Raw genomic sequence first — 24,154 nt, forward strand, 5'->3', positions numbered from 1 at the left:
CGGGCGATATCACCGGTAGATCGAAGGGACCGATCAGGTGACAACGCCGGATTTCATGCTGGCCTTATTGGTTGGAGCGATTTCTCGAACAACCGCGTAGTCACGATGGACCTATAGACCCAGCTTTCCTGGTAGTCTCTTTCCTGACGATGACTCGGCGTAGATGATACTACTGGGTCTCGGTTCTCGAATCATGTGACAGGGCTACGACGCTCGACGAACGTAAGCAGGTCTCGTCGCGGCTAGGCGAATCCGTGGCGGCCAAACACGCCTGCAAGGCACGATACTGTCGTTGATTGCCGTTCTGGCAGAGTTGGCGGTCGAGATAAGCTTGTACCGCGTCAGACAGCCACCAGCTCATTGATAGGTCATCTACCCTCTGCTTGCCGGCAGGCCGGGACGGCCCGGCCAGCGAACACGTCTCTGTCCCAGGCAATTTATCCCCAAGACTGGCCTCGCTGTCGTCCAGCATGGGTAAGCTATGAAAGACTTGGAACCTGAAGAAGCTCAAGATGTGCAGCTGCGCATCGTTTTCGGCCGCAAGATACGCTTCGGCCGCATGACCGCCAAGCGTGCCCTCCAAGGCCTTGAAAGGGCCGGTCAAAGCGTCGTGCCACGTTATTTTCGCCTTCGGATTGCAAAGTTGACCGTCTTTGCCATGCCCTGGTTCTGCCGCCAGGGTTCTGTACGCCGGTTTTTGATCGGAATTTGACGTGCCGTCGTCTAGCGCAATGACATCCCCTAAGGCAACGGCCTGAACCTCGCTCGCCGGAAGATTGCGCACGGGGCTCGGGTTACAAGATTGCTCGTCCTCGTCCGGGACAGGGGCGTTGGTTATCTCGATGATGATCGGTTGGAGATTGCCCGCGACGGTGTGGATCGCTTCTGCCAACTCGCGTGCCGTCGTCAATCCGTCATTCTCAAAATAGCCGCCATCAACCAGGCCATCGACCGTACCGGAATCGCCACGCACGATGGCCTGCGGCGAAATTACAGGAAACCGGGCGCTTGCGACGCCGGCAGTGGAGAGCCGAACCTGCTTGTAGCACTTTGCCTGCGAATTCTGTCCCGAAACAGCCACGGCGTCTCGGCAGTGCGCATTGTCGGCAACGCGGAGCATATCGAACAAGTCGAACGCCTCGGGAAACAGGCGAAAGGCCTGATTGCCGTTTTGGAAGACTGGCAGAATGTCTGCGGCGATAACCCTGCGTCCAGTCGCCGCTGAAGTGGCATTGAGGAACAGAAGCGGCTGCCATCCTGTCGCCTCCTTGAGTCGCCCCAGGGGATTTTCAAGGGGACTGGGTTTTTCGGTGCCGAGCGGATGGTCGCCACTGTCTGGAGCTGGTCCATCCCCTCCGACCACCAGGTCGTAACGGGCTTCTATGGCCTTCTCGAGAAGAGCCGCACGGTCATCGAAGGTCGGCAGTGGGAGAAAGCCGAAGAGATCCCGAAACGCCAAGCCGATGAAGGCAGGCGAGAGAAAATCACCTGCAGTCAGCGACTGCAGGCATTCGCGCCAGTTGTTGGGAGGCGCCTGGTGCCTGAACCACAGCCAGTCGTTCTCGTTCTTTTTGTTGCAGGGCGTCGTCGAAGCCGAGGATGCTTGCACAAGAGCAGCCCTTATCATGACGGCACCAACCGACCCGCCCGATACGCCGGAGAACGCGAACAGGCGCTGGCCGAATTTCGGGGTATTGTCCAGAAGATCGCCAACCACTGTCGCGGTGAAAAAGGCTGCCCTGCTCGCCCCTCCGGCCGTCGCGACGATAATTGGTGTTTCGTGACAGAGCTCCAATGGTGTGGACGGGCAGTTGAGTGCCGCCCAGCCATACAGGGCGCTCTTCAAGTCCTGCCTTTGATCGACGACGCCAACGTCGGCGGACAGTAATCTAATGTCATGAAAAGACGAGGTGAGACCGGTCAGCACGAGACAAATGGCGATTATCGCGCTCGGAACCGGGAAACGGGTTTGGTGCGAGGCGGCTGACAGGAAAGCCAAAAGGGATACCGGCGCAGCCAACATAAGCACCACAAACAGGGCGCGCGGAAAGGCTGAAGCGAAAGGCAGTGGGAAAAAGAGGATAAGAAGCCAGCCAAGGATCTGGGCCGCCAACAAAGCCAGGGCAAGATAGTCCCAATGCAACTTGCCGGGCCCCCGTCTTTGCCGTCCGCGGCTCGTGAGGAGATCGGCAAACCAGAGAAGCTTGGCCTCGGTCAGCAGCGATGCGTTCTTGCCGGTAGCGGAATGGTACAGAAAGACCTTCCATGACCCACCGGTGCCGCCAACGAAGCCGCGGCGCGCGACAACATAGCCAAGATAGATCGTCGCCACCAAGCAGAGCCATGGCAACAGCTTGGCCACAGGATCGTGAAAGGAGCCGCCCATCGCCTGCGATACTGCCCCAAGGTCGCTCCGCGCTCGCCAGATGCCGACGCCAACCGCCGCAAAGCAGGCAAAGCCAAGCAGGCGCGGTATGACGGTTGCCGGAAGCGCGTATTTGGTTCTGAGCGCCGCCAAAGCGGTCGGAGAAAGCGGCACCTGTCCTTGCGCCGCCCAGGCCTGCTGCTGAACAACTTTACGGCTCGCATAGTGAACGATTAGCGCCCAGGCGAAGACGAACAAGAAAAAAACGAACCAGTAACGACTGTTTGAGCCCGCCTCCATGAACAAGTCATGGGCGGGCTCTGCCCACAGGAAAAGTAGAAAGCCCAACCCCATGCTGAGGGCGGCTATTCGGCAAACCCATAATACCCGAAGCCAAAGTAGAACGACCTCCCAATTTCTCCGAAAGGCTGTCATATCTTCCTCCAAGTCGAGCTCATTTAAGTACAATTGATTTTAGCATTCGCAAAGACCCTTTGTGCTAGAAATGAGGCCGCGGCGACGACATTTTGAAAGCCGGCTCGAATCATTTTGCATCAAGCTGCGGCACTCTTCATGGCAATAGCTGGGCTGGGGCGACACTGTAAAGAAAGCAGGCCGCGCCCGCACACCTTGATGATCGACTTGGGGGTCGAAGATATAACGACGCTCAAAACCTGATAAAGCAATAAACGCGACCGGATTTGCGCTCGGACAGCACTTTGACAAGATACCATCGACTTCGATCGGCACGGTATCGACTTTGGTCAGAGTGTCTTAAGATATTCAATCAACTGACGTTTCTCCGGCTCCGAAAGGTCGGTTCCCCAGTCGTGCCCGGTGGCCGCATTGCCCGGCTGGCTGGTATCGAATTCCGCGCCAGTATTGCCTGCGAAACCGACATCTACCGGATCGTAGCGTGGCGATCCTCTCAGGAAGTGCGCCGGACGGCTAGAGGGCGGGGTCAACAGTGCGGCAAGCGTGGGTACCGAGCCGTTGTGAAGATAGGGCGCGCGAGCCCAGATCCCGTCGAGCGGAACGGCGACGTAGCCTCCGGTCTTGCGAAATCCCGTATAACGCCACGAATAATCCGGAAGGTCATCGAAACCTTGCGCGGTTTCCGGCGTGAAGGCATCAACGCGATTGCGATCCGTGCCAACCATTCGCAACGGAATCACCTGCCCCGCACGATTGCCACCGGTGTCGTGGCACGACGCGCAATAGGCTGCATAGATCGCCTTGCCCACTTGGGCCTGTGCCTTGTCGATCGGCCATGGATAGGCCGGCGGGGGGACCTTTCGCGCCCATGCCTCGTTCCGCGCAAGACTGGGCAGGTCAATCGTGCTGGCGCTGGCGCCGTTGCCGATGCCGGAACTTAGAAACACCTCATGCAATGACGTGTTCGCGCCGTCCCAGTGGAGACCCTTCCCGTCGTGCGATTCCATCGCCCACAGCGAAGGGATGTCGACAATATCCAGCGTGCCGTCGAATGGCATCCCGAGCACCTGGATCTTTGCCGGTTGGAATCCTGGTGCGCGGCCGGGCCCCCAGTCAGGTTGACTATCCATAAACGCCATCTCGCGCGCTTGTGTGGCGATCGCGGTCTTCATCTGCGGGATGATCAGACTGCGGTAGAAGAGCCGCTGGACGGCGTTCAGCCCGTCACCCAGCCGGGCATTTTCCGCCAGCACCGCATCGGCAGTGAATCTGTCGCTTCCGACGCACGAGAACAAGAAGCGCAGATAGGCCTGCAAGTTCAGACTGGTGTTGGGGGCGCCAACGACCAGCTGCGACACGCCATCGGGTCCCTCGATCCGGCCGACGTGACACATCGCGCAGTTGACGCCGATTCGCGGCACCAGCGCGGTCTCCACCGGCATGCCGACTGGCGTGTCGTGGCCCAGTTCCCACTGGAAACCGAATTTGCTGTAGCCCCCCGCGCGCTCGGAAAGCGGAAGACACAGACCCGGCAGCGTGCGCCAGACTTCATAGGGCACGCCCTGCGCTGCTTCGACGCCAATAGAGCCATACTTGAAATGTTCGACATCTGACGCGTAGTGCGTCGGCACCGGAAAAAGCCATTGATAGGCGAGCGGGGCAGCAACGACCAGTGCGGCGCACAACCACGCCGCCCAACGGACGAAGCTTTGCGAGCGCCTCATTGCCGGTAGCCATAGTCGCGTGGGCGGGGGCCATCGCGAAAGATCTGGAGCAGCAGGAACAGTTCGATCAGGCCGAACGCGCCATCCGCAATGAACAGCGTCAAGAACCCGTTCGGCATGTAGCCGAGCGCGACACCGAGAAGGAATGTGGTAGCCGGCACCAGTCTTCCCACCACCAGGAGCCAGGCATTGGCGCGATAACGGAACGGATCGCGAGCCGCCGGAATATAGAACAGGCTGAGGATCATCAACAGGATCGAATAGTTGTACAGCCACAACATGCTGTCCTGGCGGCCGAGCCGCAGCATGGCCAGTAGATTGTTACCATCGCCGAACAGGACCCAGAGCCCGAACGACCAGTTGGCGATCACGCCCAGCCAGACGACGATCCGAAACAGAACCCGCGTGTCGAGCATGGCATCGCTCCTTATTCGGTCTTCAGATATTCAAGCAGAGCGTCCTTGTCGGCCGGCGACAAATCGGTCCCGTAAAGATGCCCCCCGTTGCCGTTGCCACGATCATGCGTGTCGAACAGGTAGAAATGTCGTGACCCGGTCCCAGCGACATCCGAGATGAAGCCAACCCGAAGCGGATCATAGACGTCGTTGCCCCGGTAGAAGGTGCTACGTCGTTCCGCCGGAGGCGCCAGCAATTCTGCCAGAGTCGGCACGGAACCGTTGTGGAGGTAGGGAGCGCGCAGCCAAATGCCGTCAAGGGGATGGCTGGCATAGCCATCGGTCGAATGGAAGCGATGGAATGCCCATGGCTGGCCTTCGCCGATCGTGTTCATCTTGGCCGCCATCGCCTCGTCGAAGGCGAGCTGCCGCTCGGGATCGGTCTTGAGGTATGCCAGGGGGATCACCGCACCGTAACCCTTGTGGCCTTCCTCATGGCAGGAGGCACATTGCGCCTCGTAGATCCGCGCGCCGGCATCCGCCTTGGCGCCGTCGATGGGGAACGGATAGCGCGGCGGCGGCAGCGTCGTGATCCAGTTCTTGATCCGAGTGATCCCGGCCATGTTGGCCGAATCGCTGAGCGTCTTCGGGGTTGCCCCCGCGCCGATCGAGGCCGAGAGGTTGCGCTCGTCCAGCGAATCGTTGTTGCCATCCCAGTGCAGCCACATTCCCTCGCGCGACTGTTGGTTCCAGATCGACATGAAGTCTGCGGTGCCAATGCTCTTGTCCTTCGACATGTCGTCGTGGAAGACGAGAACCTTGTAGGGGTTGAAAGTATCGACGCGGCCCGGCCCCCAGGGCGGACGACCGACCGTGATCGAGGCAAACTGGACGCTGCCTTCAATCAGCGCCTTCTTCACCCGCGGCACGGCAATCGAATAGATCTGCCGCTCCAGGAAACTCAGCGGCTTGTGCTGTTCGATCGCTGCCACAACGTTCTCGGTTGTGAACGAAGGGCTGCTTCCGCAAGAGAACAGGAATCCGAAATAGCCCATCAAATTGAGCTGCTGCGCCGGCGCGCCGAGATAGACGACCGGCGTCGATTGTGGTGTCGAGCGCACGGACGCCGTATGGCACAGCCCGCAATTAGGCCCGACCTGATCCACGAAGCCAACCTTGCGTATCGAAAAGCCGATCGGCGTCGGTTTGCCGGGTTCCTGGATCACCCCCAGCGAGGCATAGCCGCCAGGCAGATCGCCACGGCAAACCTCCGGCATCGTCACCCAGATCCAGTATGGGATGCCGTGGACATCGCTGCTGATCGAGCCGTACTTGAAGTAGTCCGCATCGTTCGTATAGGGCACTGGCCTGTCGACTGCGGACGCCTGTCTGAACAGGGAATAGGCGATCAGCCCAAACAGCACGACAATGCCGAGCGCGATCCACAGGGGCCTCTTGGACGAGCCCTGCGCGGCGGAACCAACTGCCATTTGTAGGGCCCTCCCAATTGCTGTCTATGTCAGGGGCGGTTCATCACTTCGGCTTGGAAATATCTGAAATAGAAGAAGGCCAGCACGATCGCAGCGACCAACCAGACCGCACCGACGATAGCAAAGCGCCCGCACAGCGCGATCAGCAAAATACCGAGCAGCGCGCGCGCCACGAAGCCGAGGATGTTGGACATCTTGGCCGCCGCCGGCATCGTCCGGCCAAGCAGCATGTAGACGACGAGCAGTAAAAGCAGCAGGCCTGCAACACGCGGCCAAACCGTGCCGACATCATCTCCGAGCGCCAACAACCTCGAAACGCCGAGCGGTGACACTAGCAGCGCAATGGCACCTGCGGCCTCAATCAGCAAGACCGCGCCCAGCGCCGTCCGGTACCAAGCCTTCGCGGACCGCGCGGCCTCTGTCATGAACCCGCGATGAAGCGTCTCGTTGGTCATTGCGTCACCAATCCCTCGCCTGCCGACACCTTTAGATCCGGGTGGGTGGAGTAGATCGACATGATCGTCTCGACCATGCGATCGTAGTCATTGTCGTATCGGGAAATCTCGTAGCAGCCGAGCGGGTTCTTCGGCGCGTTGACCAGGCACTTGTTGCAATAGGTGCAGGGCCGGTCGGGCCGATCCTTGCCGCTCTCCCAGATTTTGACGAGGTCGTTGTTGGCGATCAGCGACCGGGCGATCGTCACGCCATCGCACACCTGGTCGCCGATGGCCTTCTCGATCAGCGAGGCGGTCTGGAAGCCGCCGGTGACGATCACCGGAATCTTGACCGCGGCCTTCACCGCGCGCGCCGCCTCGAGATTGATGCCCTCGACCGGCAGGCCCTTTTTCATCCGGAACCAGAGCCAGTGGAAGATCGGGCGCAACAGCCTGTAGCGAAACAGCACGAAATTACGCATGCCGAAATCGCCGGAGGTGATCATTGTATCATACGTCTTAGCCAACACGTCGAGCGGGAAATCGCCTGGCGGGTTGAGCGGATGCGGGAAGCTCGACCCGCTCGATACGTGAATGCCATCGACGCCCGCCGCCTCGCACCATCTAGCGATCTGGACACAATCCGCCAGCGTGTTGCCCTTCTTCTCCCACGGCATCACATTGTTGTTGTCCACGCCGCCGAGCTTGACCTGCAGATGAAAGCCGGAGCCGACGCGCGCCCGGATCGCGCCGATCACTTCCAGGAGGAATCGCGCGCGATTTTCCAGGCTGCCTCCATATTCGTCAGTGCGGTCATTGATCCCGGAACTGAGAAACTGCGAAAACAGGTAGCCATTCGCCGAATGAAGCTCAACGCCGTCAAGACCGGCTTCGCGCGCCCGCCACGCCGCACTGGCGAAGGCCTCCACCGTGTGACCGATTTCGGCCTTACCCATCGCGCGGCAGGGAACGCCGTTGATCGGCTCGCGTTGGCTGGTCGAACTGAGCGCGACCCGATTCTGATTATGGATGCCTGGCAAATCGAGTTGCCGCCCTGAATGGCTGAGTTGGATAATGAATTTCGCACCGTGGCTGTGCACCGACTCGCCGAGCTTCGCCCAGTTGGGGATGAAGTCATCGCGGTGGATCGTCCCATAGCCCGCGATGATCCGCCCCTCGATCAGCACCGGCACGTAGGAGGAGATGATCGCACCGACGCCGCCAGCGGCGAACTTCGATTCCCAGTTGATCCGGGTCTGCGTCGGGGCGCCGTCTTCCTGATCGAACCGGCCCGAGATGCTCGACCGGAAAATCCGGTTCTTGACCGTCAGATTGCGGAACTCGAGCGGCGAGAACATTTGTCGGTCGGTCATGCCGCTGTGCCCTCGATCGCGCGGCGCCATACCGTTGCCATCAGGGCAGGGACCCAGCCCTGCGCCGGGCACGCGCTCCAGCTTCCCGCCATGAAGGCCATGTCATACCCCGGCGTGCGGACATTGGCCCTCTCGAGTTGCAGCAGAACCAGCGTATCTTTCGTGAACGGCCCGGCCGGACACGTACCCGCAACGTTCGGCTGGCGTAGCACCTGCTTGGGTGCGACTATCGACGCGGCGACCGCGGCAGCAGGCGAATTCTGGTCGCGTGCCGCCGGATCAGAGTAAAGTGTGCGCATGCGCGAAAACGCTTCTGCGAGGTTGTGGATCGCCACGCCCGTGCCGTGCAGCCCAGTCGGATCCTGATTGACCTTCTCAGCAAGCAGCGCGCGGGCCTTGGCGATCCGTCCGGTCAGCGCCCAGATCAACCGCTTGACCGGATTGAAGCTGCTCGGTGCATCGCGCAATATCAGTGCCGCCGACCAGCTTTCATCATCGGCGCGGTAATTCGGATCGAACAACCGCCCGACCGCCTGCTGCGCGAGTTTGCCGCCACACCTGGCCCCGCCTTCGCCCCGCACATAGGCCGCCAGCGCATCAATATCTGGTCCCGCAAGGCCTCCAGTTGCCAGTGCATCGAGCCGCGCCTGCGTTGCGCTCTGGGATGAGGCAGGCCGCACTGGCCCGTGCTCGGCAACCGGCGGCAATGGTGCGCCGGCGAGCGTCAGGATCGAACGAACGCGGCCGAGGATGATGCGGTTGAGCATGGGTCCGCGTCGCACATACTGACGGTCAAACCGGCGGTCGCTGGCGATCGCGGCGATCGCCGCTGCATCATCGACCGGCAGCACGTCGACCAGCCCGGGGATTGCAATCCTGCTCATCCTGTCGCCCATGGGAAATAGAGGTTGCGCACATCCGCGAAGCGGGGCGTCAGCGCCGGGCAATGACGCATCATCACCGAGCGAAGGTCGTTGCTGGCGACCCAAGCAAAGCCCTCCGGCGTATAGACGTCGGGAGTGAAGTCGCGCGTATAGAAACGGTCGCTCTTCAGCCGGCGTGACGCCATAAGGATGAAGATGCGGAACACCGTATCTGAAAAGCCAAAACCGGTTGGCGTACCGCCATTGCTTTCGCAAAGCGTTCCAACCAGCAGATCGACATCCTCGACCCGCTCATAGATCGTCGCGACCTGGCTGGCCCATTCCTTGTTGTCGGTCAGTTCGTCGAACGATGCGGGGACTTTCATGCCTAGCATCCGCCTGAACGCGCAGTAACGGGGCACGCCCCGTTCGCGGTCGCGCAGGATGTCGATGGCGGCGAGGTCGCTGAATATCCCTTTCTCGGGATTGATCGGGAGATTGCGCAGAGCGTTGGGAAAATTGTGTAGCACGAGCGCGCCCGGATGGCTCGTGGCCAGCGAGTAGACAATGTCGTCGAAGCTCGCCTCGGCATACACGCCCGAAGTCTTGCCATGCGACACGCCGAGCATATCGGTGCTGAAGATGACCCTGTCGTCCTTGGCCGCGCGGAACACGAACGCATCCGGGATCAACGAGTGCATGCGGTAGCAGGCGACGAATTCCTCCGTCATCGCATAGGGAGCCGCATGGTGGTCGGTGGGCGAGCCCATGATCCCCGAGATCGCTTCATTATCGCTCAGCCGGCCGAACGCCCTGGTGAAGTGCTCGCCAGTCATCCCCCACCAGTTGGTCCGCATGACGAACCGCCCGGTCGGCGAGTTCATAAGTGCCGGCGTCCATTCGGTGGTGTGGATCTTCGCCATTAGCGCCGCATTGACAAGTCGGGCTTTCTGGAAGAGCCATTCGCCATCCCTTTCGGGATGATCGATCTTGAGCCTGTCGACGATCGCGTTGTGCTCGCGGGCAAAGAGCGTCTGGAAGACCGAAAGACCGATCCACCAGTTGCCGGTGACGCCGGCCAGTTCCTGTTTGTCGAAGCGTCCCCCCTCGGCATCGCCGATGTCCCTGTCAGGCGCCATGATCGGAAGGTTTCCGGTCGCGCTCAGCCCCAGCTTGCCATCGGGGCACACCGTGCCGGTCGCCGGATTGGTTCGGACCAACATCTGTCGCTCGATCGTCGAGCCATAGATCTGTGATCCATCCCACCAATGCGTTTCGGTGTTGGCGAACGCGGTCGGCCGGCCTTGGTCCTGCGGTCCCGCCGGATCGGGCGATGATCGCAGGATAGTCATCGGATCTTCGTACCAGTCGTCACCATTTTCGAGCGGAATCCGGTACGGATCCTCGCGCAGATTTGGCCCATGGCTCAGCCAGTCATGCACCATGAACTGCAGCCAGCCCGACACAAGCACGTTGAGATGCGGCACGGGAACGAATTCCCCGCGCGCAAGCAGCTGCTTGCTGATCTCGCGCGGACTGGGTTTCGTCAGTGCCTTGCCTTCGGCGCCGAACGTCTCGTTGATGGGGAAATTGCGTCCGAACCGAGTGCCTGCCATTCCCATGGCCGGCTCACCAAGATCATTGAAGCTGCCGTTCGCCATGCGCGTCGACTGAACGTCGACATTCTGTGGAGGCATCAACGAAAGGTCATGAGTTCGCGAGTAAATGTTGTTCCAGCGCATGCGAGCGCGGACGCCATCCAGCGTCGCAATAGCGGCAAGAAATGGTATCTTGTGCCACGGAGCGAATCTTTCGGTGACGCTCGCAAAGATCATCAGAGCGCGATCGAAAAGACTTGCTGTCATCTTACCGCGCTCCCCTCGAGGCAGATCGGCATCATTACATAAGAGATCAGAGGAATCAAATTGACTGCGGGTTACGTTCATCGATCAGAAGACAAAATCGGGTTCTACTGGTGATAGAAATTATGATAATTTTTGCGCGCGGGTGTATATTTAATGCAGATACTTCGATGTTTTAGGAGAGGCGGCCAGACTGATGCCCAGTATCGGTGCCATGAAATCAAATGCACGCGACCCGCAAACGCGCAGTAACGCGAATCAAGAGCGGTCGTTTGAGCCCATATCTGCCCGGTCTGCTCTGCAGAGACACGCTGTTCTCCGTCCGGGATTTATAAATCGGTCGGACAACCTTCAGTATATCGACGCGGAGAAATGAAATATAATCGTATCACAGACGCGTGATAATTTCTCATCGAGGTCTCGCGCCTTCTTGCGCTAACGCGCAGAAAGGCGCTCTGGCTCGCAAACATCGCATCTGTTGAAATTCCCAATCATCAAAATGGAACTGGCGACGTGGATACAGTAGCGTTTGGTTGATTTGTCTGACCTACCTGCCGATATCGGGGCCGTAGCTGCCTCATCGGCAGGTATTCACCCCTTCGTGCGCCCTCGATCCGGTATTGCCTTGGGCATTGTCGTTTGCGGCGATCAGCTTTTGATCTTCTGCAATGAACCCGAACAGTTTGTGCACAAGTGCGGTTCGAGCGGTCTCACTACAGGGGGGTCACATCGGTCCGAGTTTTTGTGCTCCGCGATGGCGCGGTGGGATTTTTCAACTCAACCACAACGCTTTTACGATCGATCTTCAGGTTCGAGATTGCGTTTCTGACGAGAATGCAAGTGGCGGTGGTGGTGACAGGGAAGAAAGCAGCCTCAGATCCATTGCGTATTCTCTGCAACCTGAAATCGGCGAAGAAGGAAAAGAAGGTTGCTGCCTCTGATCTGGGGTAGCTGAAAGGCGCCAAAAGAGGAAATGAACTGAGTGGACCGCCGGCAGCCGCCGGTGTCATCTCTAAAACCTGAGCTTGTAGAGCATGGCTTTCCCACAAAGTTTAGCGCTGCCGTTTTCCAGCGAACGGAGCGAATGAATACGCCTGATAGGAGCTTCTTCTTGGAATTGCCAATATCGGTTGAAGGAAGAGTCGATCGCGACATATTGTCAGCCAGCCGCAGCCAGCTTAATATTGCCATTGGATTGATGTTCATGGTTAGGGACGGTCATTGCGACGACAATCATGGCAGGCATGCGGAAAATCCAGATGATACTGCGCCTCCTTGGCGGGGTTTTCCTTGTGATCCTGGTAGCATGGATCGTAGCCACTTTGCTCGGTTTGATGGCCAGGCCCACGCTCCCGCGCCTGTTCGGCTTTGACGCCCAACATGCTGCCGAGTACAACTTTTCTCCAAACGCCCAGCACCAGCTGGAACAGGCACAAGCACAAATGGACGGTAGCAATGACAGCTACAACACTTTCCGCTGGATCAGTGATGTTGCAAGCTGGATCAGCTTTTTTGCTACTTCCTTGATTACCATCGTCGCGAGTGGCTTTAATTTCCCAATGCCGAAACCTGCCGTTCAAGATAGTCCCCAGCCAACTTCCCCGGAGGGAGGAGAAAAACCTCGACCCGGTCGTTTCCACCTCCTTGGATTTCTTGCGGCGCTCGCATCCGTTTGTACACTGCTGGCAGCACAATCGAGCACAAAAGCTTCAAATACTCTTGCGTGCTCAAAGGAGCTACGAGATACGATCGAAGAGGTCGTGCAGGACTTAAAGGACAACCCACAAAATGAGTTCGCTGGGCTCAACCGTCTTAGGGATGCAACCTCCCGCACGTGCTCTTAGAGGACTTCGAGTCGCAGCTCATATCTTCACCTGCGGCTTGGTCCTTATTAGCTGCTCTAAGGCACCAACTGATCCTCGTGATGGCTACGATCTGGAGGATGCGGCCGAACTTCAGCCTTCAATTGTCGAAGCCCTAACGGCAGCAAATGCCGCCCTCGCTCTGGACGGCCAATTCATCTTGCGACCGTCGTGGGAGAAGTCAGCAGCGAGTCCCGGGCCACAACTGGTTCCGGTTTATCTTCTTCGCCGACGCCACCGAACGAGTCCCGTCGAGAAAAGTCTCGATGGGGCCCGCAAAGCCCTTGAAGCGTTTCGCTCCGAGCTTGCCAAAACTAAGGTTGATCCTCGGTACGAAAACTGCTCCGACGCAGATCCATGCGCCGCCTTGATTTATCAAGGCTCTCGCTTTGCCGACCTAGTAAGAGCTGTTTATGAGGAGTTCTCTGCGGTAGACAGCGCCGCCACAGAAAGTGCCTGCGGGTGCGTTATGCTGATGGAGGAAGACCTAAAGAAGTTCGAAGTGATCGTTGGGCCTTCCATAGTTAGCGGCGCACCCAATGTTCCAGTTACGTGGTTTGTTGTCTGGTACATACTCCACGAGGTTGGTCATCTTGCCCCTTCGTATCGATTGCAGCCGAGTGCCTCCTGGGCGGAACTCTATCACCGGACGCAGAGTGGACTCAATGAGAAGCAGCGGGAAGAGATGCGCGCGGATGCTTATGCGGCTGCGGTGTTAGGAAAAGCGTGCTTCGGTTCGCCGCAGGGAGTGCGAGATGTCGTCGGGAGCGCATGCCTCGGGCTGGCCATCCAAGGAATGCAGCTCTTTTTTTATGGCTTGTTCGATAAAACTGAGGAAGGTTTGAAAAGGCAATACCTCAATGACGGCAAGGCCCATCCGAATACTTTGATGCGTCTCCTTGCGATGAATGTAGTAATGACCAATGGCGACAAAAGCGCCGTAAGGCTGCTCTCCGACTTCGTCGACAATCGGGAAGCTTTGGCGGCAAGGCTTGTCTCATCCCGATTTCAAACAACCCCTTAATTCACGCGCGCTCCGCGAACGTCGGCTGTCCGACAACGTCGCAAATGCGCAAAAAATAAAGTTTCTATTGTAAAACTAAAAAGCAAAAACTGGCTGAAACCCAGGTTTTGGCGAATCGTTTACCCGTATCCATGAGGAAGTGTGACAATATAAACGGGTATGAAATAGTAATTATGGCTGACGACAGCGATAAGGGCGTGAGATATTCACAGAGCGAATTCTATTGTGCGAATAATAGCGCTCGCATAACACAAACCACCGCCGATGCGGTGGTGTTGTGTACCGGTCTCATCACTGCACCCTGTCGTGCTCTTTTAATAGTTTTGCGGTTGCCCACCGGTTGCCCGCAAAGCCGGTTAACTGCGAGGCCGTTGCTGCGAGTTCCGGGCCGTAACGGGTGACGAGATATTCTCGGTTCTGGCTCAGGTACTGAAGATGCGGCGGTTTTGGCGCGAACGCGCAGTCCCGCCTCCAGGCGATCGCCCCGAAGCGATCTTCGTAACTAGAAGTGGTAGTTTATGCCCACCCGAACTGTGTCGAAATCGATGCGATCGGTAGATGGAATATCGACCGAATTGAAGCTGGGCTTGCCCAGATCGACGTGAAGATACTCGCGGCGCCAGACCCCACGAATCTTGCCGTTCTCCCGGTCCCGCTTTGCGTCGAACACCTCTCCGCAAAAATGGTCCCGAAATACCGCAGCCGCGGCGGCATCGGCGAAACAGTGCAGGCGATAGTTTTTGTACTTGCCGTTTGGCCAGACCGCCTGCACTTGTCTGATCTGATATCGCATATTCGCGCCCGTCATCCAGCAGATATTCTATCGATATCCGAGCGTGAAAGTAACGATGTTTCTCGAAATCAAGGAGATAAACCAAACGGGCGGCAATTTTTGATGCAAATACCCGTGAGCAGTGCCAAGATGCACTGGGGATATAGGGGAGGCGGGGAGCCTGATGTATGCAAGTATGAGCCAGAAGCTGGCCAGCTATGGCCAGTGGACATACCGTGGCGCGTGGGCACTGGAGATCATAGCTTCAATCATTGGCCTCGCCACCGGCCTCGTATTGGGCATCCAGGCCTTCGAAGCAAGTCAATCCGCAACCGCGATGGACCTCATTCTGGCCAGCGCGCCGTTTTTCATCGTCTCGATTGCCGAGCTGACGAAGATCCCTATCGCGACCCTCTTGTACAGCGCCTCCTGGTTCTGGAAGCCGTTTATCCTGGTGTTTCTGCTGCTCTTGGCCGGTATCACTTTTGAGACGATCTTGCTGGGCCTGGAGCGAGCCGGCACCCTTCGAGAACTGCAATATGAGGAACTGGCCGATGGGATCGACACGCTCAATAGAGAGAGCGCGAAGCTGACCGCCTCGGATCAGGCCGCTCGGCAGACTGACCAGGTCGCGAAGGCGAGGGCTGACCTCGAAGAGGTGAGTGCGCTTGCCGACAACGCGCGCAAGGAGATTCAAGACCGCATCACCGATGTCGACACCGAACTCCAGGCCGCCACCGTATTGACGCCTCAGGCGGCCCGAGCACGAGAACAGGTCCACGAGAGCGAGCAGAGGCGGGCGGACTTGATCGCCGAACGCGACGGCAAGGTCAAACAGGCCGTTGAGGAGTTTGAAAGGCAAAGGGACAGTTTCGTCCAGCGGATCAAGGACGCGCGAGAATCTGGCGATGCCGCGTCCGTGAAGCACTGGGAAGACGAGATCGGAAAACTTGCCAATCCTCGCGCCAAGATGGAGGCGAAATACGAACCGCAAATCGTCGCCATGGATCAAGAGATCGCGGCTGCCCGAACGGAATTCGACCGCTTGAGGGTTGAGAGCCCTCAGATGACTACTGACCAAAAGCAGGTGCTCCAGAACCGCCGAAGCGACCTCGAAAAGTCCCTGGACGCCACGTCCGCGGATTGGGAGAAGCGTCTCGATCAGGCGCGCGGCACGTTGGCTGCCGCGCAATCAGCGGAAGCCTCCCAGGACAAGGTATTGGCAGCAAACCAAGCGCGGCGCGACGAAATAGCGACCCAGTTGAACGGCCTCGAAAAGAAGCGAATTCCGCTCGCCCGAACAGACCAGATCAGACGCATCGCGGCTCGCTGGTATGGCGAAAAGCCGGAGGAGGTAAGCGAAGCGCAAGCAGGAAAGGTGGCCGCCATCTGGTTCGGCTCGCTCGCCGTAATTGCCGGACTGGCCGGTCCGATCACTGCCATGGTGGCTCTCGGCTTGCAGAGAATTGCAGCACAGGCCGAAGACCGCTCTGAGAGCCGGCTGTCGAGACTGATTAGGCGAATGCTAATACGATGGCGCTGGCGCCGAGTGCGAACCGTTAAGGTCCCCTTTGAAGTGGTTGTCGACAGGGAGGTCGAGAAACGGGTTGAGGTTCCCGTCGAGAAGGTCGTGAAAGAAATCCTCTATGTGCCGGTTTTGACCGACGATCCGGATGCCCTTCGAAAGGCGCTGAACGAGGATTTGCCGGCCGAGGTCGCCGATCTCGTCAAAGTCTCTGCAACGAGTGGCCGCAAAAGTGCTGATCCGGCATAACACGGCGCTTCTTGAGCGGGCTGTCGATCTGGTTGTCAAACAGGCGGCCATCCCGACGCTGCAGGCTGAGGCTGCAGCGTATGACAAGATAGCCCGCGCGAACGCCTTCAGGAGGATGATGACGGGCGGTGCGATAGCGGTCGCCGCTGTTGGTATAGGCTTCGGGGCGGCGCTGTTCTTCGGGCAACAGCACAAACTTCCACCTGGCATAGACACAACGCTAACTGAAAAGCGCGACGACAGGATACCAACAACGGAAACCGTACCCCAGGACCGCAAGGCCGAGCGCACGAAAGCGCCCGACCCTGACGTGACTCCTAAACCGGAGACCACCACCCCGACGCCGGCACCAAAACAACCCGATGTCATAACTGCGGACTTCAACAAGTTCCTCACTCGAGAAATCGACTGGCAGGGTTCGCATTGGTCGTTGGTTTCTGGCCATCATTTCAATGACGAACACGATGCGACTTGGGACCATGCCTGGTGCTACACACGCCGGCTCGTCAATGGCGTCGACGTAAACGCAGACCTGGTGAACCGGGCCTCCCCTACGGCGAGGCCTCAAGCGCCGGTTTCTCCCGCGACGACTCTCGCATCCGTCGGGCTGAATGACGCATCCGCTTTGGAACTCGGATCGAAATGTGTATGGCTCGACAAAGGCACCTTCAGCGCCAGTGATTATGAGGCTCCTGCTGGCAGAGCCGAGATGGCGAATAAACTCGTTGCCCAGGATGGCTGGGACGCGATGGGCTTCGACCTCCCGAGTATGCCTCTGTGGAATGTATCATTCGACCAATGTCAGACCCAATGCGAGGGCGACAATCGTTGCGCAGCTATCACGTACGACAAAAAGCATTCTGCATGTTTCATGAAAGGGGACGCATCTGTTTTGGTGAAGGATCCAGATGCCACCATGGCAGCGAAGCAGGCGGTTGCGGGTAAGCTGCAATACTCCAGTCTCGTTTTCTACAAGAACACCGTTGTGGTGGGTGACTCCTATTCGAACGTCCCTAGCGCATATGCCGATTGTGTCATGGCATGTGCTGCGGATCAGAAGTGCTTGGGCTTCAATTTCGACTCCCCAAACAAGATGTGTTCGTTGCTGGATCAGGTAAACTCGCTGTCCCTGTTCAAGGGGGTGGCTTCGGGGAGCAAGGCTGCGGGGAATTGACGATAACCAGGCGACCACACCCTAAGCGCAGGCGCAGCCCCTGTTGGCTTGAGCGGGCGGCCTCACATCGTCCTTTTGGGGAGTGAGGGGAGTGGACAAATACCGATACGACAATCGGTCCGACCAATGGCGCAAACGCAGAGGCGCACAGCGACGGCGTGCACGCCTGCTGGCAGGTATTCCGAAGCGGCTGGTGTTTGTGACGCTGGCAGCGATGGCCTCCTACACGACGCAGTTCGTCGTGCAGCACAGTCAGGGAGCACCCGACCTCAACCCGTCTCACTGGATTGGACGTTCGCCGGCACCGATCGCCGGGGTGGCTTCAGTTATCGACGGCGACACAATCGAGATCCACGGGCAGCGCATCCGCTTCAATGGCATCGACGCGCCCGAATCCGCCCAGCAATGCGACGACGCCAAGGGCTTTCGATATCAGTGCGGCACCAAATCTGCGGCTGCCCTCGATACGTTCCTCGCACTCTCCAGACCCACGCATTGCACTTTCGTTTCGTGGGATAGGTACAGCCGTTATGTAGGCGACTGCCACCGCGCGGACGGCAAGAGCGTTGCCGGCTGGCTTGTCGAGAATGGCTTGGCTCTGGATTGGCCCAAATACAGCCACGGCGCTTATGCGGAGCAGCAGGCGAAGGCCGAGGCGGCAAAGATCGGTCTGCGGGTCGGAACGTTCCAGGCGCCTTGGGAATGGCGGGCAGAGCACACAGACGGCGTTAGGCCACCTAGCAGCCAACCGCTCGGCATCGTCGGCCGCCCCCAGGTAGCGCAGAGCTACTCCTGCCAGCCGCGTCGAACCTGCCCGCAGATCAGCTCCTGCGATGAAGCGAACTGGTATCTGGCCAACTGCCCTTGGGGCGGGAAGCTCGACCGCGACAAGGATGGCGTACCGTGCGAGAGCCTATGCTGAGACATGTTCGGGGGCATAGGAGAACCCTGGACGCCATTGCGCCTGACGCTGTCCCGGACACATATTTCTTGGATAAAAACATCCTTCGATATTCAAAATCTGAATTTGAACTATAATGGCATGGGTGGAGATTTCCGGCCAAGTGATGCTGCACGGCGCAGAGCAGATTACTATTGCGATTCGGCAGAGCTTTCGCAGTTTTGTGGATGGTGCGTTGGTTCGTATCCAAGCTCAATATCCATCCCTTCGATTGCGCGTACGCGATCACGCATGACGCGCGCGAGGGAAAAGGCCATGGGTAGGGGCATAGCAGATCGCGCCGCGATCGGTTTCGACAACCGTTCGAGGCGCGATCCGAGCCTGCGGCTTACTCACTTATTGGCCACTAGTGTCCCGAGACTGCCTCGTCGATCTCAAGCCGAGTTTTTTTCCGAAAAGCTGGCCCCCAATTGGCTTCACCTTAACATAGCGCAAAACAGTTGCGTACATTGCAAAGTTAAAAACGACAAGTAAAACTCGAGTCACGCACGCATGCATGAGCGCCCATTGCATGGTCGGGCTGTAGCCAGCATCCACTAAAATATAAGATTCTATCCACCATAGTCGAACAAGAAGTACAACTAATAATATGTTCCCAGACGAGGCGAATATCATTAACGGGGTGTAGTACTCTTTTATCATGCGACGAACGTCTGGATATTGAGCAATTATTACATAAACAGCAAAAGTGAGGCCATATATTATGGTGATAACATTGTTCTCGGCATCCCAGAATTTTTGGGCATAACTAACCAGTTCGCTGGATCCTAGCGCCATTTCAGTACCTCAGCATCGCTTCGTGAGATGAGGAGAACACTAAGTGACTTGCAACACAAGCGGTCAACGACAGACTTTGTAGACCATCAAATTTTATCTTAGACCTCCCTCAGTGCGTCGTCCACAGAGCGCAAAGTTGCGCTCCATATCCAAAGAAGATCAGCCCCAATCCTATGCTTGATATGATTTTGTGACGGCGTTTTCGTTTTTGATTGGCGGCTATGATGTCAGAGATTTTCGTCCCATCTGCGAGCACGGTAGCCGGTTGGATGGCGAGACTAACAGTTTCTTCGAAGTCGGGAAGTGGTGGCCCCCATATGAAGATCAAGACCACACCAAGCATGCCCATTGTTAGACCGATGGTATTTAGAATGTCTGCAGTCAATAGCCATCCCCCCTTGGAAACATGGTGCTAGAGCATATCTCGCAAATACCATTGTTTGTGGAATTCGGCGTGGTCTTCCATCTGCTTGCTGGCTACTCCCAACCAGCCGCCCGTCCATGTGTCGAAGGCTGGCTCGCCATCAATACGCTTAAGGTTCTCAGGCAGCGTTCGGATAACGTAGACCGGATTTTGCCACTCCCGCTCGCGCCCGATCTGTCGAAAGTAATCACCGTCCAACAGGAACCTCCCTCGGCCGCGATAAGCCAACTAGCGGTTAATCGAATCCATGCGGCCGACCGGCACACCGACCTAGAGCCGGCGATCAACGACGTGGCGCGCCTGGGCTACGTCACCGAACTGTTGGTCGCCAGTCTGCTGGAGGACTTGGCTTCCTACGCAAAGAGCGGATTCAGCGCCGCGGACGCACTCGCGCTGGTCGAGCGCAAACGCGAGGTCGTTGTGGCGCACGTCGAAGACGTCGAGATCAAGACCCGGCAGTTGCGTGAGGCTTACAATGGACGGGTAGGGGGCTGAAGCTCAAAGCCCTGCTATCCGTTGGACTTCCTCAATTCGCAGGTCCAGTTCCGGCAACACAATCTTATATATACTTCCGGACCGTGGCAGACCAGTCGCGGGTGCTGTTGATAGAAAGCGGTGCCGATGAGGCGCCGTTGGACGCAGAAAACATGGCCGCTTCCTCCCTTTGCAAAAAATAGCTTCCAAAGCCCGCCACCGCTGATGGCGGCATAGTTTTCAGGCAAGGCAAAGTCGGTCTGGTCTGGAGTTAGAGTAAGGAGGTCAAACCCTTTTTGGTCGACTGGCTCGCCTATGGTGCCGATATTGATCAGGCTGCCAACCTCCACCGTTAACCTGGACTGATTCCATCGAGCGTCCGGTGTCATTGCTCCGACAACGCCGACTGCTGCGATAACCGACGCTAGGTTCGGTTCAGTCTCGCCAAATTTCCGGAGATGCAGGCCTAGATCGACCTCCGTGCCGATAGCCGCAAGACTATCCATGACGTGTTGAGGAGGAACGAAAAACGCTATGTCAGGTCCTAGTCCAGCAGAATTCTCATAGTGCCTAACCGTCAAGCGGTGGTCGATATCGGCCACAGCAAAACTCGCGCTCTGGCGCCGATTTTCGGCTGCTGGAAAAAGGCAGATGCCGACCTCGCTCTGCCTGTGAATCAGGTCAAAGACGTGCGCACAGGTAAGGATGCCTCTGACCCCGTAGCGTTTTACGAGCACTCCAGAGCCGAATGGTCTTAGTCGTTTGCCGGCGTCGACACAAAGCAATCCGACAGTCGATCTGGCGGTGGCTGTTTCGACAAGGTCACTGACGTCGTAAGGCTCCGGATTATCCAATTGCTTGCTCCGTTAACGACGATGGCCTGCTCGCAACCAGGGAATCTGGCCTTCGCACACTGTTATGCTGAACTTTGATGCCGTAGCGCTGAAGTTCAAAACCGGGTGCGGCGGCCTTTTCCTTGTCGCCATGTTGCAAATCATGTTGCACGGAATAAACCGCAATGCGTGACAATCGTTGAAAACATTAGGTTTTCTGCGGAGGGTATTGCAACATGAACACGTGTCGTATTTGGCGCCTTTTCCTCAGCTAAGTAGTTGATTTTCAAGCTGGCTGGGGTTCTTGGAAGCTTTTCGAACTTTCTGCCTTACTCCTCCAGCCTAATTACACGTACTGATGAAGGAGATTGGTACGTCCGGTTACGCCGTGGGACAGACTTGATCATGGAGGCGTCCGCTCACGATCGAGGGTTCGAGTCGGAAGACCGCTACATCGCAAGACCCACTTTCGAGGAGGCGCTCTTTTTCTATCGTCGGAATGGGGCGTCGGATCCTGGTTTGGCGCTACGATAAGGTTGGGCTAAGGCGCTGCGTGGGTGCAGTGTCTCCTATCGCGGTGTTCGGACGCGCTTGGGCGAGACAGGCTTTCGCCCAGGAGACGCCTTCTTCGATGCCTTAGCTTTTATGGTTGTAGGCTTCTTCGTCGTCAAGGTTATACGCGCCTCGATGAAGGCACGGTGCGGCTCCAGCACCCTCTTACGATGTCCACCCATCGTGCCCGGTGCCAACCGAGCCGGTCGTCCCATGGCGCTGCAACAGCTTCACAGCGGCCGAAATCGAAATGCCGAGCCGTTTCGCAGCCGACCGGCGGCTCTCGCCACTCAAAACCACTGCCACAACCCGCTCGCGAAGATCATTGGAAAGAGGTTGGGTCATCAGATGCTGGCCTCCACTCCAGCCAGCATCTTGAATCACAAAACTGACAAAATCGGGAATCCCCTTCGAGTCCGTCAAGTCGTGAACCGCTCTAGCAGGGCCTCGGCGCTCAGTAGGCACCTTGCCAAATCTCTGGCGCCACACCTGGATAGAGGAGCGCGCGAAGTCCGCGACGGCCGCTCCGACACCCGGCAGCCATGCCGCCGGCGCCGAAAGCAAAGCACGCCATCGCAGTTGCGTCCGCGATCCGCCCCTTATGTTTGTTTGCTCGCGCTATGACAATTTATGCTTCCACCGCCAACAATGTGTCCTTCTAGGATGGTCTAGATGGCAATGTGAAGGCTAATTTAGATATCGATAAAAAACATCATTGACTTTGCTGTAAAAGAATGGATTCGTTTCGTTAGACAGCGGCAGTCCACAGCATAGATTTTTAGTCGTTTTCAAGGCGCGCCTATTGTCACAATGATAGGCGTTTCTTCGAACTCTATTGGGGGCTAAAATGGTGACTTTCTCCGGACCTCCCGCATCGGCCATCCGTAACCTTCCCATATCAGACGAGCTGAAAACCGTGCTTGAAGGCGCCGGCAACGCGGTCGGCATCGACGAGATCCGGATTGTTTCAGGAGGCCAGCCTGCAAAAGGCGAGGGGACCCGCAGGACGGGCTCGACGCGCCACGATCATGGTCGCGCGGCAGACTTGCAGCTGATCGTTGGCGGGGCCGCGAAGACCTTCAGTGACAACGCCGCAGATCCCGTAGTCTCAGCGTTTGTGACGGCCTGCGCTGCGCGGGGAGCGACCGGAATCGGCGCCGGTGTCGGCTATATGGGCGATCGCACGATCCATGTCGGCTTTGGCACGTCGGTTGACGACCGGTCGCAGCTGACCTGGGGAGCCGGAGGAAAATCGGTCAACGCGCCGCGTTGGCTGACAGCGGCGGCGGAGGCAGGTTGGAATTCCGCAAAAACGCTGCCCTTGAAGGCAGAAAAACCCGGCCGCTATCAGGTCATTGCTCGCTCAGGCCTGAAGCTGCGGCTTGGACCAGGGACCGAGTTCGAGGCCGTGGAAACATTGCCATTGGGCACCGAACTTACCGTCGTCGCCTTCGAAAGCGAAAACAATGCGTGGGCGAAGGTGGATCTGCAAGGAGACGGGCTCCTCGACGGGCACGTTTTAGCGACCTTTCTGGCACCCGTGGACAATCCAACCGGCAACGAAGCGGCCCCAGAGCCGGAAGCCGCATGAAGTAGAATGGTGGAGTGAAACATGCCATCTGCTGACGATATCGGCTGGTTCAAACAGCAGTTCGCCACGCAAATAACAGCTGCAGTCTCCGGCACGCCGTTCGACGTGGATATGATCACAGCGATCGCTTGCCAGGAAACAGGCTCTATCTGGTCAGTCTTGCGAAAGGCCAATTTGTCGATAGACAGGATCGCCGCGCTATGTGTCGGCGACACCATCGATTACAAGGGGCCCCACAAGGGCCGACAGGCGTTTCCCCTCAACAAGGCGGACCTCTTGTCCAAGCCTCGTGGTGGGGAGATGTTCACAATCGCGCGCGCGGCCCTGGAGGACATGGCCGCATACGTGCCGGGTTACGAGGGAGCGGTCGCAAAAGCCGAAAAATTTTGCCACGGCTACGGAGTGTTCCAGCGCGACCTGCAGTTCTTCCTTGAAGACCCGGATTATTTCCTCGACAAGAAATACGAACTCTTTTCCAACACCCTGGATCACTGCCTGAAGGAGTTGGCCAGGGGGCTTAAAACGATTGGCCTCGAGGCCCGCAAATCAATCAGCGATTATGAGTTCGCCTGCGTTGCAATTGCCTACAACACGGGAGGCTTCAAGGCGAGCAAAGGGCTGAAACAAGGGTATTTCGACGGGACGAAATATTACGGGGAGTACATTGCCGATTATCTTGCACTGTCGCGATCTGTCGAGAGCGAGCCACCGGCGATAACGCCCGGCCCATATGTTGTCATAGCCAGAGGCGGCCTGAAATTGCGTGGCGGACCCGGCACCGAATTCCAGGCGCTCCAGACGCTTCCTGCCAATACGACTCTTCAAGTTGTGGCCATCGCAGGGCCTGACAACAATTGGGCGCAAGTCGACCTGGAGAATGACGGGCTGTTGGACGGATACGTTTTCGGCGCATTCATCGTCCCCGCCGCAAGCCATCCGAACAGCACTGAAATGGTCATAGAACCTGGCTGACTGAGCCAGAGCGTTAGCGTTGC

The 24,154-nt window shown here is 57.9% G+C and carries 19 protein-coding genes and 1 pseudogene; 8 read left to right on the forward strand and 12 right to left on the reverse strand.

Going from position 1 to position 24,154, the window contains the following annotated elements:
- Positions 1 to 169: 169 nt before the first annotated feature.
- The 8 genes from JN279_RS22455 to JN279_RS22490 form a co-directional block, all read right to left on the reverse strand.
- Entirely contained in the window at positions 170 to 2,665 is a 2,496-nt protein-coding gene (locus JN279_RS22455; RefSeq protein WP_210347614.1) for a patatin-like phospholipase family protein, read from the reverse strand.
- A gap of 464 nt (positions 2,666 to 3,129) precedes the next feature.
- On the reverse strand, positions 3,130 to 4,524 hold the full coding sequence (locus JN279_RS22460) for a c-type cytochrome (protein ID WP_202350258.1): 1,395 nt from the start codon (positions 4,522 to 4,524) through the stop codon (positions 3,130 to 3,132).
- A complete protein-coding gene (locus JN279_RS22465) occupies positions 4,521 to 4,940 on the reverse strand; it encodes a hypothetical protein (protein ID WP_096446177.1) in 420 nt (139 codons plus the stop codon). The genes JN279_RS22460 and JN279_RS22465 overlap by 4 nt, the downstream gene beginning before the upstream one ends.
- An 11-nt stretch (positions 4,941 to 4,951) precedes the next feature.
- The gene (locus tag JN279_RS22470) at positions 4,952 to 6,409 is read right to left on the reverse strand and encodes a c-type cytochrome (RefSeq protein ID WP_096446175.1); all 1,458 of its coding nucleotides are present in this window, start codon (positions 6,407 to 6,409) and stop codon (positions 4,952 to 4,954) included.
- 29 nt (positions 6,410 to 6,438) lie between these two features.
- The gene (locus tag JN279_RS22475; protein WP_096446173.1) at positions 6,439 to 6,864 is read right to left on the reverse strand and encodes a hypothetical protein; all 426 of its coding nucleotides are present in this window, start codon (positions 6,862 to 6,864) and stop codon (positions 6,439 to 6,441) included.
- Positions 6,861 to 8,216 (reverse strand): NADH:flavin oxidoreductase, encoded by a 1,356-nt coding sequence (locus tag JN279_RS22480; RefSeq protein ID WP_244734086.1) that lies wholly within the window; start codon positions 8,214 to 8,216, stop codon positions 6,861 to 6,863. The genes JN279_RS22475 and JN279_RS22480 overlap by 4 nt, the downstream gene beginning before the upstream one ends.
- Entirely contained in the window at positions 8,213 to 9,067 is an 855-nt protein-coding gene (locus JN279_RS22485; RefSeq protein ID WP_202350260.1) for a hypothetical protein, read from the reverse strand. Before JN279_RS22485 ends, JN279_RS22480 begins: the two co-directional genes overlap by 4 nt.
- A 29-nt stretch (positions 9,068 to 9,096) precedes the next feature.
- Positions 9,097 to 10,776 (reverse strand): peroxidase family protein, encoded by a 1,680-nt coding sequence (locus JN279_RS22490; RefSeq protein ID WP_202350261.1) that lies wholly within the window; start codon positions 10,774 to 10,776, stop codon positions 9,097 to 9,099.
- Between the two features lie 1,424 nt (positions 10,777 to 12,200).
- On the opposite strand from JN279_RS22490, the gene JN279_RS22495 reads away from it, so the two are divergent.
- Positions 12,201 to 12,785 carry a hypothetical protein gene (locus JN279_RS22495; RefSeq protein WP_202350262.1) on the forward strand — a complete coding sequence of 195 codons (585 nt, stop codon included), beginning with the start codon at positions 12,201 to 12,203 and terminating at the stop codon, positions 12,783 to 12,785.
- Positions 12,730 to 13,827: a hypothetical protein gene (locus tag JN279_RS22500; RefSeq protein ID WP_202350263.1), complete on the forward strand. Its 1,098-nt coding sequence runs from the start codon at positions 12,730 to 12,732 to the stop codon at positions 13,825 to 13,827. The genes JN279_RS22495 and JN279_RS22500 overlap by 56 nt, the downstream gene beginning before the upstream one ends.
- Positions 13,828 to 14,329: 502 nt before the next feature.
- Here JN279_RS22500 and JN279_RS22505 read toward each other — a convergent pair.
- On the reverse strand, positions 14,330 to 14,635 hold the full coding sequence (locus tag JN279_RS22505) for an outer membrane protein (RefSeq protein WP_202350264.1): 306 nt from the start codon (positions 14,633 to 14,635) through the stop codon (positions 14,330 to 14,332).
- A 148-nt stretch (positions 14,636 to 14,783) separates the two neighbouring features.
- Here JN279_RS22505 and JN279_RS22510 point away from each other — a divergent pair, with 148 nt between their 5' ends.
- The 3 genes from JN279_RS22510 (at position 14,784) to JN279_RS22520 (ending at position 18,469) form a co-directional block, all read left to right on the forward strand.
- Positions 14,784 to 16,373 (forward strand): hypothetical protein, encoded by a 1,590-nt coding sequence (locus JN279_RS22510; protein WP_202350265.1) that lies wholly within the window; start codon positions 14,784 to 14,786, stop codon positions 16,371 to 16,373.
- On the forward strand, positions 16,357 to 17,547 hold the full coding sequence (locus JN279_RS22515; RefSeq protein ID WP_096446157.1) for a PAN domain-containing protein: 1,191 nt from the start codon (positions 16,357 to 16,359) through the stop codon (positions 17,545 to 17,547). The genes JN279_RS22510 and JN279_RS22515 overlap by 17 nt, the downstream gene beginning before the upstream one ends.
- Positions 17,548 to 17,638: 91 nt before the next feature.
- Positions 17,639 to 18,469: a thermonuclease family protein gene (locus JN279_RS22520; protein WP_244734088.1), complete on the forward strand. Its 831-nt coding sequence runs from the start codon at positions 17,639 to 17,641 to the stop codon at positions 18,467 to 18,469.
- Between the two features lie 925 nt (positions 18,470 to 19,394).
- On the opposite strand, the gene JN279_RS22525 is transcribed toward JN279_RS22520, so the two are convergent.
- Positions 19,395 to 19,670 carry a hypothetical protein gene (locus JN279_RS22525; protein WP_202350266.1) on the reverse strand — a complete coding sequence of 92 codons (276 nt, stop codon included), beginning with the start codon at positions 19,668 to 19,670 and terminating at the stop codon, positions 19,395 to 19,397.
- Between the two features lie 51 nt (positions 19,671 to 19,721).
- Here JN279_RS22525 and JN279_RS22530 point away from each other — a divergent pair, with 51 nt between their 5' ends.
- Entirely contained in the window at positions 19,722 to 20,204 is a 483-nt protein-coding gene (locus tag JN279_RS22530; RefSeq protein WP_202350267.1) for a hypothetical protein, read from the forward strand.
- A 14-nt stretch (positions 20,205 to 20,218) separates the two neighbouring features.
- Here JN279_RS22530 and JN279_RS22535 read toward each other — a convergent pair whose 3' ends face one another.
- Positions 20,219 to 21,037, reverse strand: a complete 819-nt coding sequence (locus tag JN279_RS22535; protein ID WP_202350268.1) for a hypothetical protein — start codon at positions 21,035 to 21,037, stop codon at positions 20,219 to 20,221.
- A 641-nt stretch (positions 21,038 to 21,678) separates the two neighbouring features.
- Positions 21,679 to 21,913: pseudogene (locus tag JN279_RS38285) on the reverse strand (IS630 family transposase); the annotation flags it as partial.
- A gap of 502 nt (positions 21,914 to 22,415) precedes the next feature.
- Here JN279_RS38285 and JN279_RS22540 point away from each other — a divergent pair.
- Entirely contained in the window at positions 22,416 to 23,159 is a 744-nt protein-coding gene (locus JN279_RS22540) for an SH3 domain-containing protein (RefSeq protein ID WP_096446145.1), read from the forward strand.
- A 21-nt stretch (positions 23,160 to 23,180) separates the two neighbouring features.
- Positions 23,181 to 24,131 (forward strand): SH3 domain-containing protein, encoded by a 951-nt coding sequence (locus tag JN279_RS22545; protein WP_096446143.1) that lies wholly within the window; start codon positions 23,181 to 23,183, stop codon positions 24,129 to 24,131.
- Positions 24,132 to 24,154 lie beyond the last annotated feature (23 nt).

The sequence above is a fragment of the Mesorhizobium sp. 113-1-2 genome, assembly GCF_016756475.1.
GTDB lineage: Bacteria > Pseudomonadota > Alphaproteobacteria > Rhizobiales > Rhizobiaceae > Mesorhizobium > Mesorhizobium loti_C.